Origin of the sequence: Paraburkholderia sp. LEh10, assembly GCF_017814945.1 — a bacterium.
GTDB lineage: Bacteria > Pseudomonadota > Gammaproteobacteria > Burkholderiales > Burkholderiaceae > Paraburkholderia.
In genome coordinates, this window is record NZ_JAGIPX010000030.1 from 31,584 (window position 1) to 46,115 (window position 14,532).

Below are 14,532 nucleotides of genomic sequence, written 5' to 3' on the forward strand. Positions count from 1 at the left end.
ACCGTCGGCACGCGCCAATGCAAAAAGCCCGAAGCACCCGCATCGGGCGCTTCGGGCTTTAACCAAAGAAGGGAGTTGGGACTTGCGAGCCGCTAGCGGCCGCTCGCCTGGTTCAATGTCAGATGCTTGGTTTCAGGCGCCCACGCAATCGACACGATCATGCCGACCAGCAGCACCGCCGACAAAGCGAGCATCGTCGAATGGAAGCCGAGTTGCGCAATGCCGAGCGGCAGCAGGAACGTGCCGATAGCGGAACCGAGCCGGCTGCATGCGATAGCGAGTCCGACGCCGCACGCGCGCACTTCCGTCGGGAAGCACTCGGGCGGAAACACGCCGACGAGATTCGAGAACGCCGACATCGTCAGCGTGAACACGGCAAACGCGGCGATCATCGCGAGTGTCGCCGACTCGGGCAGCACGCTCAACGCGAACAGCGACAGACACGTCACCGCAAACGAGCCGATCAGGAAGCGGCGGCGCGACAGCGCGATCGTCAGCCAGATGCCGAGCAGCGCGCCGAGCACCAGAAAGCCGTTGAGCAGGAAGTCCGCGCCCGAACCGTTGTCGAGATGAATCGCCTTGAGGATCGACGGCAGGAACGTGTAAATCGCGAAGTACGGAATCACGAGACACACGAAGAACGCACAGTTGAAAATCGTGCGACGGATCAGGTCGGGTTTGAACAGGCGCGCAAAACCGCCGTGCGCGCCATGCGCGTGCTCATCGTGCGCGCCGTCGAGCGTGACGTTCGAGCCGAAGTACTTTAGAACGATGGCCTGCGCTTCAGCAACACGTCCTTTGCCATGCAGCCAGCGCGGCGATTCCGGCGTGCCGATCCGCATGAACAACACGGCGAGCGCGGGCACGCCCGCCGATGCCAGCAGCCAGCGCCACGCATCGGGCGACGCATCCGCGTAGTGCATGCCGAGCACGTTGGCGACGACATAGCCGACGGTCCAGATCACGCTGAACGAGCCGAGCAGCGTGCCGCGATGCTTGCGCGGCGAGAACTCCGCGAGGATCGCGTGACCGACGGCGAAATCGCCGCCCATGCCGAAGCCGATCAGCACACGCAGCGCGCACAGCATCGCGGGCGACGCCACATAGAACTGCGCGAACGCCGCCAACGTGATGATCAGGAAGCTCAACAGGAAGATGCGCTGCCGTCCCATGCGGTCCGACAGCCAGCCGAACACGAGGCTGCCGGCAAAGATGCCCATCAGCGCCGAGCTGCCTATCATCCCTTGCCAGAACGCGTCGAGCGGCATCTGCTTGTTGAGCATCGCGAGCGCATAGCCGATCGTGCCGAGCGCGTAGCCTTCCGTGAAGTGCGCGCCGAACGTCAGTCCGGCGATCTTGATGTGAAATGCGTTGAGTGGGACGTCATCGAGCGAGACGGGGTTCGCGCGATTCGACAGTTCCGATTGGCCTGGCGCGTGTACGCGCGGGGATGACGAAGCGGGGCCGGACGGCCGTGCAAGCAGGTCTTGATCGCTCAAGATGTCTCCTTTCCATTTTTTATCGCGCGTCCCGTGACTCGCGCCGGGACGCGCACTCCCTTGCTATCCGCCGCGCGTGGCGGACGAACCGCTGACGACTAGCGGCCGAGACCGCCCATCATCATGTACTTCAGCTCGACGTACTCATCCATGCCGTACTTCGAGCCTTCGCGGCCGAGGCCCGACTGCTTGACGCCGCCAAACGGCGCGACTTCCGTCGAGATGATGCCTTCGTTGATGCCGACCATGCCGCTTTCCAGCGCTTCCGCGACGCGCCACGCACGGCCGAGATCGCGCGTATAGAAGTACGCGGAAAGTCCGAACGGCGTATCGTTCGCGGCCTTGATCGCTTCGTCTTCCGTCTTGAAACGGAAGCATGCGGCGACGGGGCCGAAGGTTTCCTCGGCGGCGATTTGCATCGATTGCGTCGCGTCGATGAGCACCGTCGGCTCGTAGAACGTGCCGCCCAGCGCGTGACGCCTGCCGCCCGTCAGCGCCTTCGCGCCATGTTGCAACGCGTCCGCGATGTGAGCTTCAACTTTCGTCAAGGCGGCTTCATTGATCAGCGGACCTTGTTCGACGTCGCCCTTCAGCGCGTCACCGACACGCATCTCCTTCACGGCTTGCGTCAGCGCTTTTGTGAACGCATCGTAGATGCCGTCCTGCACATAGAAGCGGTTCACGCACACGCACGTCTGTCCCGTGTTGCGGAACTTCGACGCGATCGCGCCTTGCACGGCGGCATCGATGTCGGCGTCGTCGAACACGATGAACGGCGCGTTGCCGCCCAATTCCAGCGACAGCTTCTTCAGCGTATCCGCCGACTGCTTTGCGAGCAGCTTGCCGACGCGCGTCGAGCCGGTGAACGACAGCTTGCGCACGACAGGCGACTCCGTCAGCACGCCGCCGATCGCCACCGCATCGCCCGACACGATATTGAACACGCCTGCCGGAATACCCGCGCGCTCGGCGAGCACGGCTAGCGCGAACGCGGACAACGGCGTCTCTTCCGAAGGCTTCAGCACCATCGTGCAGCCTGCCGCGATGGCAGGGCCGGCCTTGCGCGTGATCATCGCGAGCGGGAAGTTCCAGGGCGTGATCGCGGCGACCACGCCGACGGGTTCACGCGTCACGATGATCTTTGAAGCGGGCTTCGGACTCGGAATCACGTCGCCGTAGCTGCGCTTCGCCTCTTCCGCGAACCATTCGAAGAAGCTCGCCGCGTAGCCGACTTCGCCCTGCGCTTCGGCGAGCGGCTTGCCTTGCTCGCGCGTCAAAAGCTCAGCGAGCGCATCGCGATGCTCGATCATCAGCTCGCCCCAACGCTTCACGCGTGCGCCGCGCTCCTTGGCCGTCAGCGCGCGCCAGGCGGGAAAAGCGCGCTCGGCGGCGTCGATGGCCTGCGCCGTTTCCTGCGCGCCGCCCTTCGCGACGTTCGCGATCACCTCGCCCGTGGCCGGATTGCGAACGGCATACGTATTCGCGCTTTCACACCACTTGCCGTTGATGTAGTGGCCTGTGCGCAGAAATTCGCTCATGTTGCCACTCATGCCGCTTTACCCAGGCTGGACACATCGGCGAACACGCCTTGCGCCGGACGCGCTTCGCGCGCGATGCGCTTGCCCGCCGTGTAGTCGTTGATCAGATCGCACGGCGTGTAGTTGCGCTCCAGCTCGTGCAGTTCGTCCGCGTCGAACTTCGTGTCAAGCGCGGCCAATGCGCTGTCGAACTGCGCCGGCGAATCCGCGCCGACCAGCATGCTCGCGATGCCTTCGCGTTGCAGCACCCACGCCTGCGCGATCTGCGCCGCCGACACGCCGCGCTTCGCCGCGACGCGCGCCACCGACGCCGCGATCTCGCGCGATGCCACGTCGCCGTACATTTGCGCGGTGAAGAAGTCGGTCTGATTGCGCGTCGATTGCAGATCGCTCGTCAGGAGACCGCGTGCGAGCGGGCTGAACACCGATACGCCGACACCCTGATCCTGGCAGTACGGAATCATTTCGCGCTCTTCCTCGCGATACGCGAGGTTCAGCTGCAGTTGCATGTTGATCGGCTTATGCCAGCCGTTGCGCTCGCAGACCTGCATGATCTTCGCGAACTGCCACGTGTACATCGTCGATACGCCGATATAGCGCGCTTTGCCCGCGCGCACGATGTCGTTGAGCGCGCCCATCGTTTCCTCGACAGGCGTGTTGACGTCGAAGAAATGCAGCATGTAGATATCGACGTAATCCATGCCCAGACGCGTAAGCGACCCGTCGATGCCGTCCATGATGTGCTTGCGCGAGTGGCCGCCCGCGTTCTGATACGCGCCCATGTCGTAGCCGACCTTGGTCGTCACGACGATTTCCTCGCGGCGCGCGAGGCGCTTCAGGATGCGGCCGACCACTTCTTCGCCGACGCCCGTCGAGTAGAAGTCCGCGAGGTCGATGAAGTTGACGCCGGCTTCGAGCGCGTGACGCACGATCGGCTCGCTTTGCGCTTCATCGAAAATCCACGGCTTCCATTGCGGCGTGCCCATGTTCATCGTGCCGAGGCACAGACGCGAAACCTTCAGGCCCGACTGGCCGAGGCGAACGTATTCCATTGCTTCTCTCCTGACTGTTGCCGCTGAGGGCTTAGCGCTGCTTCGGCGTGTAGAACGGGTTCGATACTTCGCGCGCGGCGGCGAACACTTCTTCCTTGTGCGGCAGGCCCTTGATCGCCGCGAGGATCGCGTTCTTGCAGGCGCGGTAGTTGTTCTCGAAGACGGCGTCGAGATCGTCGGTCTTCGGGTTGACCCAGTTCGCCGACACGACAACCCAGTCGTTTTCCGCTTCGGGCGGCAGCGTGCCGTTCTCCAGCGACTCGGCCACCGCCTTCGCGATGCCCGCCTGCGATGCGCCCCACGTCGCGTTGCCGTGGAAGTCGCCTTCGATCTGCGCCTTGTTCACATAAAGCGTCAGCGGCTTGGTCGGCACGCCCGGACGCGCGATCACGACGAACGGCGCGTGGCCGGCGGAAGGCGTCGAAAGCGCGGTTGCGAAGGCCTGGCCAGCCGGGCCGTTGCGCGGGCCGACCAGCACGTTGATGTGCGCGAGGTTGACCCCCGGGCCTTCGAAACCTTCGCCGATATACAGTTGCTTTTCAGTGGTAGCGCTCATTTGTCCCGTTCCATCAGGTTGATTTGGATGCGCTGATTGTGCTGGCCGAAAAGCTGGACGATGAAGCGATGTTTTTTGATCCGGGGTATGAGGCGCACTCAACTCCGGGTTTCCACTGACGAGCGGCTTCGGCAATCGGATCGCTGAGGTGAGCGTTTTCGGGACGCGCGAAAGACGGCGTCAGAAGGGGCGCGGCGCGGGTCCACAACGACCTTCGAATACCGAGCACGCGCGTGCCGGACCGCGGGCGCGAACGCCATCCACGATTCCGGCCGCAAGCCGCAAACCGTTGCTGCACAAGGCTTTGAGGACACGTGCCGGGTCGGCGCGAAAGATTCTCGCCGTGCTTCGAGTGACGATCGGCAGGCGGCACGCCGCGCGCTTTCGAGCGAACCGCGCAGCGCAAAGGTGAGAGTTTTCGGGACCGCAGCAACGGTGCGCGCATCAGGCGCGCATTGGCTCACTGTAACGGCTTGCCTGGCCGAACGTCGATACCGCTACGGGAAAGGGAAACGGAAAGGGAAACGGAAAGAGAAACGGAAAAAGCACGGCGGCGCGCCGTTAAATCGAACGCGCCCATCGGACATCGATGGGCGATCGCCCGGCGATCATTCGCTGATCAGAAACTTGTCGCGATTCTTGCCCGTGAGCCATCCTGGTGCGCGGCCACGTCCGCTCCAGGTTTCGCCTGTCTTCGGGTTGCGGTACTTCGGCGGCAGCGCGGGCTTGCGCGGCACGCGCGGCTTGCTCGAAAAGCCGAGTTCTTCGGCCGTGATGCCGTAGTCGGCGATCTTCTGTTTGATATCAGCGATCGCCTGAGTCACTTCCTGCTCGCGCGCGACTTCCATCTCTTTCTGCAGTTTTTCGAGCTGGGCGGTCAGCTGTTTATATGTGGCCATCGGGCAAAGTCTCCTTCGAAGCTGTACGGCAACTGTGACCGTACCAGACCTAAAAAGTGCCGGGTAGCAGCGCCGTGCTGTCAGAGATTCACGAGTGCCCGCGCCGTCGACGACGCTGCGGAGCAGTCGTCGATGCCGTCGCGATGACAGCGCACTGGCCCGGAGATGTCGAACGAACCGGCGCGCGAAAGGCGATAGCGCTCAGCGCCTGTAACGAACTTCGATCGCGTGCAGTGCGTCGCTGAGCTTCTGAACACGCTTGACCTGCGACGGCAGCTGCGCGCCCAGCGACACCGACGCGATACGGTTGCGCCAGTATGACAGCGGAATCCCGTCGGCGACGGAGATGCGCGATATGACGCGTTCCAGGTGCTCGATGTCTCTCTCGATCTGCTCGTGATTCATTGCCTTCCCCGTCGCCCCTTGCGAGGGCGTCATTTAATGGCACGAAATGCGCCGCGGGAAATCGGCTGCCGCTCTCTCTATGTTGTCTGTTGCCTGCATACCCTTCCCGGAATCGATCGACAGCGCTTTTAAAGCGAGCGCTGTCGCATTCGCTGTTCGACAATCTATACGAGGAAAGCGAAGCGTTCCGTTGGGCTCCGCACGGAAGCGCCGCGCGCGATGCGTCGGCGCAACGCGTGCATCGGGTATCGGGTCACGCCGGCAAACGGTTGTGCGATGCATGCGAGAAAACTGCCCGCGTGCTGACGACCCAATGTGAATACGGCGAGAAATGGCTTCCCGGCACGGCGGGCGCGGGGCGCCTGGCGTCGCGGGCGAAGTGTCGGCTTACTTCGTGCGGCACGCGTACAGCAGGCTGCGCACGCCGTTGTCGGTGGTGACGCGCAGCGTATCGAATGTGCCGCCGCACATCGCCTGCGCCTGCTGTTCGCAGTTGTCGGAACCGGCCGGGCATTGGACCAGCGTGGTAGGCCGGCCGTCCTTCGAGAACAGCGGCGGCGCGCTGCTGCATGCGGCAAGCCCGCCCGTCATCGCGACGACGGCGGCAAGGGACGCGCCGCGAACCCACCGCGTCGCGCGCATCGCGGATGTTTGACTGCGTTTCATCTAAAACCCCGTTGGCCACTTGTTTTTCGACGATCGCGATTGTGCCATGGCCGCCTTGCGTTGCGCTTATCGCGGTCTGCACGGCTTGCCGCGCATAGCCGGGTTGCCTATTGCGGCTTGCCGGGCTCCGCAAGCGTCTTGTAGGGCACGGGGCCGCGCGGGTTCGCGCCGATGCGCACGAACACCTGCTCGACATCCGGAATCGCTTCGAGCTGCTGCTGCAAAGCCTGTCTGTCGAACGATGCAGGCGCGCAGCCTTCCGCATAGACGAAGCGGCGTTGCACCGTGATCCACAGGCTCGTGCCGTCGAATGCATGCGGATTCATGAATCGCGTGTGAATCGCGTTGGCGATATCAGCGTCGTACATATACGAGTTCGGCTTGCTGCACTTGTGCGCGAGCCAGCAGGTCGTGCCCCGCTCCACGCGATAATGCGCGTCGTCCTCCATTTGCGCGCGCGTCATCATCGGGCCGAGCGGCACCGGGCAGTCGACGATCGCGTGCGAGAGCGTGAAAAACGGATCGTGGTACCAGTTGCGCAGTTCCGTCGCCGATACGGCCGCTGACGATGCTTGCTGCGCGCACAGCGCATCGAAAGCCGTGCTCGCAATGAACAGCATGAACCCTGCGATCCAGCGCGCCATACCCGAGCCTCCTTCGCGTTCGCCTCGTTGCCGCCACCACGATCGTACTGCGCGATCACGCTTGCGGCGAGTCCGGCCGCCCGCCCGCGACGACGGTCACACGTCGATACCGTACGCGGCGATCTTCTTGTAGAGCGTCGCGCGTCCCATGCCGATGCGGGCGGCCGCTTCCGTGACGCGTCCATCGCAGGCGCGCAACGCCTCGTCGAGAAAGCGCTTTTCGAACGCCGCCATCGCGTCGGCCCACTGCTGCGGCTGCGCGCCGTCCGATGCGTGGGCCGAAGCCGTCTCGACGGACGCGGGCGCTTCGAACGAAACCTGTCCGCGCAGCGGTCCGATGAACGGCGCGAGCGCGCGCGCATCGATCCGTTCGCTGTCCGACAGCATCACGGCACGTTCCAGCGTGTTGCGCAACTCGCGCACGTTGCCGGGCCAGCCGTACGCACACAGCAGACGCAGCGCATCCTCGTGCAATTCGAAATGGCCGCCGCGCACCTGCGTCGCCAGATCTTCGAGAATCGTGTACGCGAGCGCCTCGATATCCGTTTGCCGCTCGCGCAACGGCGGCGCGTGAATGGTCAGCACGTTCAGGCGATAGAACAGGTCCGGGCGAAAGCGCCCCTCGGCGACGAGCGCGGGCAGATCGGCCGAGGTCGCCGCGATGATCCGCACATCGGCGCGCACGATGCGGTTCGAGCCGAGCGGCTCGAACTCGCGGTCCTGCAGAACGCGCAACAGCTTGCCTTGCAGCGGCAAAGGCATGTCGCCGATCTCGTCGAGAAACAGCGTCCCGCCATCGGCCAGCTCGAACTTGCCGACGCGACCCTTGCGGTCCGCGCCCGTATAGGCGCCAGGCGCAGCGCCGAAAAATTCGACTTCGAGCAGCGCGTCGGGAATGGCCGCGACGTTGACGGTGACGAGCGGCTTCGTCGAGCGCGCAGACGCGCCGTGTATCGCGTGCGCAAGCAGCTCCTTGCCCGTGCCCGTTTCGCCGAGCAGCAGCACGGGCGAATCGATTTGCGCCGCGCGGCGTGCCTGGCGCTTCACTTCGAGACTCGCCGCGCTCGTGCCGACGAAGCTCGCGAACGTGTACTTCGCGCGGCGCGCCTGCGCGAGCGACTGGCGCGTCGCGATCAGTTCCTGCTGCACGCGCGAGTAGTGCGAGAACAACGGCGTGAGCGCCTTCATCTCGTCGAAGAGCGCGAAACCCACGCCGCCGACCACCTTGCCCGCATCGTCCTTCAACGGCAGACGCGTGACGACGAGCGGTTCGCGGTCGGTTTCGAGGATATCGAGCAGGATAGGCTTGCCCGTCATCACGACTTCGCGCATCAGGCTGTTCGGGATCACCGCTTCGCAGTCGCGGCCGATCGCCTGCTGCGGGTCGGAAAAGCCGAAGCGCGCCGCGTAGCGTTTGTTGATCCACACGACGCGCGCATCGGCATCGACGATGAACGTGCCTTCGCTGAAGTTCTCGAATGTGCGGAAAAGCGAGTCCATCGCGCGGCGCAGGACGTCGCCGTAGGTCGCGGGCAGGCCTGACCAGTCGTTCATCATGTTGTCGCTGTCTCCTGATTTTTATGCTTGCTGTCTCAATTCGTGGACGGATTATCTCACGTAGTAGACATGCAAGAACCCCGTTGAATAAGGTATGCTTCGCCCCGTCGAAATCCGAACGTGAAATTTCGTCTCCAATTGAAGACGGTTCTGTACAATCGTTCGGATTATCGCCGCGGATTCGGCCGCTCGGGCCAGAAAGCCGCGTGAAATGGACATGGCATGGAACCTGCTAAAAAGGGCCCGGCCGCCGCGCTTCGCATTGCGCGCGTCCACGTAGAACAACCAAGCATTGGAGACTCAATTGGCTTTTGTCATCGTCCTCGCCGCCCTGGCGTTCCTGATGTTTGCCGCCTATCGCGGCTACAGCGTGATTCTCGTCGCGCCGATCGCCGCGCTCGGCGCGGTGCTGCTGGTCGATCCGGCCGCCGTCGCGCCCGTGTTTTCCGGCATCTTCATGGAGAAGATGGTCGTCTTCGTGAAGCTGTATTTCCCGGTGTTTCTGCTCGGCGCCGTGTTCGGCAAGGTGATCGAACTGTCGGGCTTCGCCGCGTCGATCGTGCATTCGGCGATCCGCTACATCGGCCGTGCGCGCGCGAACGCGGTGATCGTCGCCGTGTGCGCGCTGCTGACGTACGGCGGCGTGTCGCTGTTCGTGGTCGTGTTCGCGGTGTATCCGTTCGCCGCGGAACTGTATCGCCAGAGCAATATTCCGAAGCGCCTGATGCCGGGCGCGATCGCACTGGGCGCGTTCTCGTTCACGATGGATTCGCTGCCGGGTACGCCGCAGATCCAGAACATCATCCCGTCGACGTTCTTCAAGACCACCGCCTGGGCCGCGCCCGGCCTCGGTATCGCCGGGTCGCTGTTCATCATCGTCGTGGGCCTGTCGTTCCTCGAATGGCGCCGCCGCTCGGCAATGGCGAAGGGCGAAGGCTACGGCACGTCGCTCCTCAACGAACCGGAACCGATCGAAACCGATAAGCTGCCGCATCCGCTGCTCGCGATCGCACCGCTCGTTCTCGTCGGCGTGGCGAACTTCGTGCTGACGCGCATGATTCCCGACTGGTACGGCGCGTCGTACACCGTGGCGACTGACGTGCTGCCCGGAAACCACGGCGGCCCGGTGACGGCGACGATCAAGTCGGTGGTCGCGATCTGGTCGGTCGAGGGCGCGCTGCTGCTCGGCATTCTGCTCGTCGTCGTGACGGCGTTCAGCCGCGTGCAGGAACGCTTTGCATCCGGGACGAAGGCGGCCGTCGGCGGCGCGCTGCTCGCTTCGCTGAATACGGCATCGGAGTATGGCTTCGGCGGCGTGATCGCGGCACTGCCGGGCTTCATCGTGGTCAGCGACGCGCTCAAGAGCATCCCGAATCCGCTCGTCAACGCAGCCGTATCGGTCAGCTCGCTGGCAGGTATCACGGGGTCGGCGTCCGGCGGCATGAGCATCGCGCTCGCGGCGATGTCGGATCTGTTCATCAAAGGCGCAGAGGCGGCGCATATCCCGATGGATGTGCTGCATCGCGTGGTCGCGATGGCGAGCGGCGGCATGGATACGCTGCCGCACAACGGCGCTGTGATTACGCTGCTCGCCGTCACGGGATTGACGCACCGCGAGTCGTATCGGGACATTTTCGCCGTGACGGTGATCAAGACGCTCGCTGTGTTCTTTGTTATCGGGCTCTATTACGCGACCGGTCTGGTTTGAGCAGGCGGATTTGCCGCTAGCGCGTGGCGCCGCCCACTATTGCATCCGCGAGTTCGAGAAACGAACTCGCGACAACATCCCACTCGTCTTCCGCGACGAGGTCTTTGGTTTGCCCCTCGCCGTGTTCATGAGGACTTCGGCAAACGCGGTGACATTTGGAGGTTCGCTTTGCCCCATCGCGGGCATCCGCGATGGGGTGTGTTTTGCCCGTTAGCGTGCATCCGCGATGCGCGTCGCGGCGCGGGTGTTGCCCCTTTGCCGGGGATTTGCCGAAAACGCGTGGCTGGGTGTTTGTACGCGTGGCCCCCGCCGGACTTCCTTTTTCGATCAGAATTGCGCCGTCGCCTGCACCCCCACTGTCACACGTGACGTGGGAAACCCGGCCGGCTTGTAGAGGGGCGTCCCCGCGAACAGGTCATACATCAACCCTGCGTACTTCGCCGGCATGCCGCCGCGAATGCCGATCACTGCGCCCGCGAGTTGCGTGCCGACAAGCGCCGCCGTATCGGGTCCGAACACGCGTCCATAGTCGATTCCCGCATACAGCGTCTGTCCCGTCTCGAAGATGGGCCACTGCAGTTCGTTGCGCCAGTAAAAGCCTTTCTCTGCCGCAAGCATCGTCTCGCCGTCGAAGCCGCGCACCGTGTAGCGGCTGCCGATGGTCAGGTCGTCGATGAAGAACAGCGGGTCGTTCGTGAACTGGCCGTGCAGCGTCGTCACATAGCGGAAGTTCTGTGTCGCGATGGCGAACGGAACCGACAGGTTCGCGTCGAGCACGGCCATCTTGTAGAGGTAGGTTGGCAGTGACTTGCCGTCCTGGGAAGGGCCATACAGGCTCGGGTCAGGATCGCCCGTCGCGCCAAGGCCGTGTATGCCCTGACGGTAGCCTAGCGTGCCGTCGAACTGCGCTGCGCCGAAATAATGCCTGTCAGTCAGGCCCGCCTCGATGAACGTGTTGTTGCGTTGCTGGATCGGGATGGACGTGCCTGCGATGAAGCTCTCGCCAAAGCGCTTCGATAGCTGGACATACGCGCCGAGCACATCGCTCTGGCTGCGAGAGAGCACGCGTGCGAGTCTGAGTGCTGTGGTCTGCGCATTGCCGCTCGACACAAACGTCTGGTTCACGCCGGCAACGTTCTGGTAGTAAGTGTTCGTGTTACCCGAGAGCGTCGCCGTCCAGTAGCCCCACGGTACGGAATACGAGCCGTTGAAGCCGTGCGAGCCGAGCGTCTTGTTGCCAAACGACAGGTCCTGGTTCGCCCCGACCGCGAGCACGTCGTTCAGGCCCAGCGGATTGTCGAGGCCAAGGCTCACGTTGCCTTGCCATTTGCCCGTCGCCTTCGTCCCCGAGTTGTCAACCGACGCGACGAAACTCCAGGGCTTCGAGCGCTTCACGTTCAGCACCACGTCACTTTCGCCAGGGACATCCGTGGGTTCGATCTTCATGTCCACGTCCTGCGACGCCACGCGCTTCATCTGCTCAAGACCCTGCTCAAGATCGCGCAGATTCAGCAGGTCGCCGTCGCGCGCTGGGAATGCGGACTTCCATGTGCCGCCGGTAGCGGGATCGGCGAAGCGCAGATGCCGCACGACACCCGGCACGAGCGCGACCTTAAGCGTGCCCGTCGATAAGTCCTGTTCGGGCAGCAGCACGCGCGTCGTCACGTAGCCGCGTGACAGAATCGCCTGCTGCAAGCCCTTCGTGAGAATGTCGAGTCCGACCTTGCCGATACATTCGCCCCTGTAGTGGTCGAGCCATTCGCGCGCGAACCAGAAGGGATCAAGCGGCAGATTGGATGCGCCGTTCTTGCGCGCGATGTCGGGCAGTGCGGCGGGTACGTCGAGCGCGAATGTGTCGATGCGAAAGCACGGCGATTCGTGAGGAACTTCGGGATATGCCCCGGCCTTTGGCACGGTCGAGCGCACGGCGGGTGCGTTAACCGCTTGACCGCGCTGCTGTGCGTCGCGCTGCTGCTGTAGTTGCTGGTTCTGCTCGGCGTTCGCGCGTGCGGCGGCTGCGGTGTCTGCGGGGGTAGGAGCGTCCGCCGCATTGGCCATCTGAACCCCGCCGTTCGCGCACATGCCAACGACGACGCTTGCGTTCACACACAAATGTGCCCAATGTTGAATATTCCCGCAGGGAGCTGCTTGAAATGCGACCGACTTCTTCTTGATGTTGTGTTTCATTTGAAAAGACTTTTAGCGCAGTTGTGGCAGGAGCTGGTCTGCGATCATCCCGTTTGCGGAATCCGAAATGTGATCGCTGAGCGGTCAATTCGCATAGCGCAGCGATAATCTCTTCACGATCGCACTCAGCTTCTCGCACCGGAAGACACCTTTTGCGAGTGATTCCTCTGTTTGGTTTCCAGTATGGAGGCACTGCCATTCGGACAACGATGGTGCTCATGCCATCCATTGAAAGCAATTCATTGCATCTATCCAGCTAATGGTTGTTCCGTCGTCGGAAATATCTAACGTTCCCATTTCGTTTGTCACCCGTTTCGCTAGTGTGGCTAGAACTCATTTTTGTAACGGATGTGCCGGAAATACATGTATCGCCGCGTCGTCTCCTTTAACCGATAAATCTATATTGATTTGCAGTACATAACTATTGATTTTTGTCAGCACAATTATGGAAACAACAGAACGGGGACAAATAAGCTTTATCCGATTGCGACAAGCAAATTGGAAGGACTAAAAAAGCCCGCTCGGTAATCGCAGAGCGGACTTTGGGTCGTCAATCAGGGCGTATGGTGCAGACCTGAGCATCGAGGACTCTGTCCTTCTGTAGCAGGGGAACAGCGCCCATTGATAATGGACATTGACTATATTTCCCGCCCCTCGCCGTCTCCGCGAACCTGACGACGCTCGCCATCGCGTAGACGACCGAATGGGCGAAACTAAACGCGAGCCCGCCCGACAACGACCCGGCCGCATCGATGCAGCCGCCAAAGCTCAACATCACGCCCGCCGTCTTCGCGACGCAAGCCGCGCCTCGCAGAAGCATCATGCTGCCCGACACCGGCGACACGCATATCCGCAATAGCGAAGACACGCCCGCCGTATGTGAGGCCAGCTTCACATATGATGCCCAAAAGACAATCGCCAAGGCCGCGTATGGCCAAAGAATCGGATTCATGCCGCCATCCCCTCTGCCGAAGGCCCGACGTGATCCGGATTGCATCCGCTCAGGCAATTCAGATCGAGCGCGTGAATCTGCTCGGTCATGAAGTCGATGAAGACGCGAATGCGCGTCGGCAAATGCTGTCGGCAGAGGTAGCAAATGTAGTGGCCCTGGTCGTCCAGCATGTGCTGCCTCAAAGCCGTGACGAGTTCGTTGCGCGAAATGTGATCGCAAATCTGATAGGCCGGCATCTGAGCGATTCCGCGACCGTCGAGCACAGCCTTCAGCACCAGGTCCGCATCATTGAAAGTGACCACGACGAAGCTATCCGCCTCGCGACGGACACGCTCGTGCGCTCTTTCGGCAAGCAGACACGGTTGTTCGCATCCGCTGAGGAATACCTGCAATCCGGACACATCGCCGAGACATCCTGCCTGATCTCCGACGTCCTGATGACGGGCTTGTCCGGGGTCGAGATGCACGGCCGCATCCTGGCGCTCGCTGATGTGCATGTCGTGCTTTTCGTCTAACTGTTGCACGTCGCCGTGGGTCGTTACCGTAGCATTCCAGGCGATTGGGAAAGTGCGATGCGCGGCGAGCCGCGCTACTACTTTGCGCATTTCCGGCACCCGGTTGACGCGCGCTGCTCGTTGGCAGACGCACAAATAACGACGGCGCGCCGCCTAAGGCGAGCGCGCCGTTTTTTTCATTCTTGTTAGTGAGCCTGAACTGACGGACCGTCATCTGTCGTCGACTCGACGACGATATTTCCCCGATCATGTACGGCCATCGCAGTGCGAGTCAGGTCGGCGTCGGAATCACGCGCGCCTGAAGTTGCCGATACAGATTCCGTCTTGGTGTCCAGGGAAGGCGTGAGAAAAATA

General features: G+C 62.6%; 12 protein-coding genes and 1 pseudogene. 1 reads left to right on the forward strand and 12 read right to left on the reverse strand.

What is annotated here, in order from left to right; translation table 11 throughout:
- Positions 1-92: 92 nt before the first annotated feature.
- The 9 genes from J8I87_RS23945 to J8I87_RS23985 all read right to left on the reverse strand — a co-directional run bounded on the left by J8I87_RS23945 (position 93) and on the right by J8I87_RS23985 (position 8,816).
- The gene (locus J8I87_RS23945) at positions 93-1,499 is read right to left on the reverse strand and encodes an MFS transporter (RefSeq protein ID WP_209934455.1); all 1,407 of its coding nucleotides are present in this window, start codon (positions 1,497-1,499) and stop codon (positions 93-95) included.
- A 98-nt stretch (positions 1,500-1,597) separates the two neighbouring features.
- Entirely contained in the window at positions 1,598-3,037 is a 1,440-nt protein-coding gene (locus tag J8I87_RS23950) for an NAD-dependent succinate-semialdehyde dehydrogenase (protein ID WP_209934456.1), read from the reverse strand.
- An 8-nt stretch (positions 3,038-3,045) separates the two neighbouring features.
- Positions 3,046-4,089, reverse strand: a complete 1,044-nt coding sequence (locus J8I87_RS23955) for an aldo/keto reductase (protein ID WP_209934458.1) — start codon at positions 4,087-4,089, stop codon at positions 3,046-3,048.
- Between the two features lie 31 nt (positions 4,090-4,120).
- Positions 4,121-4,645: a formaldehyde-activating enzyme gene (gene fae, locus J8I87_RS23960; RefSeq protein WP_209934459.1), complete on the reverse strand. Its 525-nt coding sequence runs from the start codon at positions 4,643-4,645 to the stop codon at positions 4,121-4,123.
- 608 nt (positions 4,646-5,253) lie between these two features.
- Entirely contained in the window at positions 5,254-5,544 is a 291-nt protein-coding gene (locus J8I87_RS23965) for an H-NS family nucleoid-associated regulatory protein (protein WP_209934460.1), read from the reverse strand.
- 201 nt (positions 5,545-5,745) lie between these two features.
- On the reverse strand, positions 5,746-5,949 hold the full coding sequence (locus J8I87_RS23970) for a hypothetical protein (protein ID WP_209934461.1): 204 nt from the start codon (positions 5,947-5,949) through the stop codon (positions 5,746-5,748).
- Positions 5,950-6,336: 387 nt separating this feature from the next.
- Positions 6,337-6,615, reverse strand: coding sequence for a hypothetical protein (locus J8I87_RS23975; RefSeq protein ID WP_245254115.1), 279 nt, complete (start codon positions 6,613-6,615; stop codon positions 6,337-6,339).
- Between the two features lie 107 nt (positions 6,616-6,722).
- Positions 6,723-7,259: a BON domain-containing protein gene (locus J8I87_RS23980; protein ID WP_409518793.1), complete on the reverse strand. Its 537-nt coding sequence runs from the start codon at positions 7,257-7,259 to the stop codon at positions 6,723-6,725.
- A 96-nt stretch (positions 7,260-7,355) separates the two neighbouring features.
- Entirely contained in the window at positions 7,356-8,816 is a 1,461-nt protein-coding gene (locus J8I87_RS23985) for a sigma-54-dependent Fis family transcriptional regulator (protein ID WP_209934462.1), read from the reverse strand.
- A 304-nt stretch (positions 8,817-9,120) separates the two neighbouring features.
- On the opposite strand from J8I87_RS23985, the gene J8I87_RS23990 reads away from it, so the two are divergent.
- On the forward strand, positions 9,121-10,524 hold the full coding sequence (locus J8I87_RS23990) for a GntP family permease (RefSeq protein WP_209934463.1): 1,404 nt from the start codon (positions 9,121-9,123) through the stop codon (positions 10,522-10,524).
- Positions 10,525-10,851: 327 nt separating this feature from the next.
- On the opposite strand, the gene J8I87_RS23995 is transcribed toward J8I87_RS23990, so the two are convergent.
- The 3 genes and pseudogenes from J8I87_RS23995 to J8I87_RS44905 form a co-directional block, all read right to left on the reverse strand.
- The gene (locus J8I87_RS23995) at positions 10,852-12,582 is read right to left on the reverse strand and encodes a ShlB/FhaC/HecB family hemolysin secretion/activation protein (protein WP_245254116.1); all 1,731 of its coding nucleotides are present in this window, start codon (positions 12,580-12,582) and stop codon (positions 10,852-10,854) included.
- Positions 12,583-13,261: 679 nt separating this feature from the next.
- Positions 13,262-13,663 carry a hypothetical protein gene (locus J8I87_RS24000; RefSeq protein WP_209934465.1) on the reverse strand — a complete coding sequence of 134 codons (402 nt, stop codon included), beginning with the start codon at positions 13,661-13,663 and terminating at the stop codon, positions 13,262-13,264.
- Positions 13,660-13,962: pseudogene (locus J8I87_RS44905) on the reverse strand (LysR substrate-binding domain-containing protein); the annotation flags it as partial. The pseudogene J8I87_RS44905 and the gene J8I87_RS24000, both read right to left, overlap by 4 nt.
- Positions 13,963-14,532: the final 570 nt, after the last annotated feature.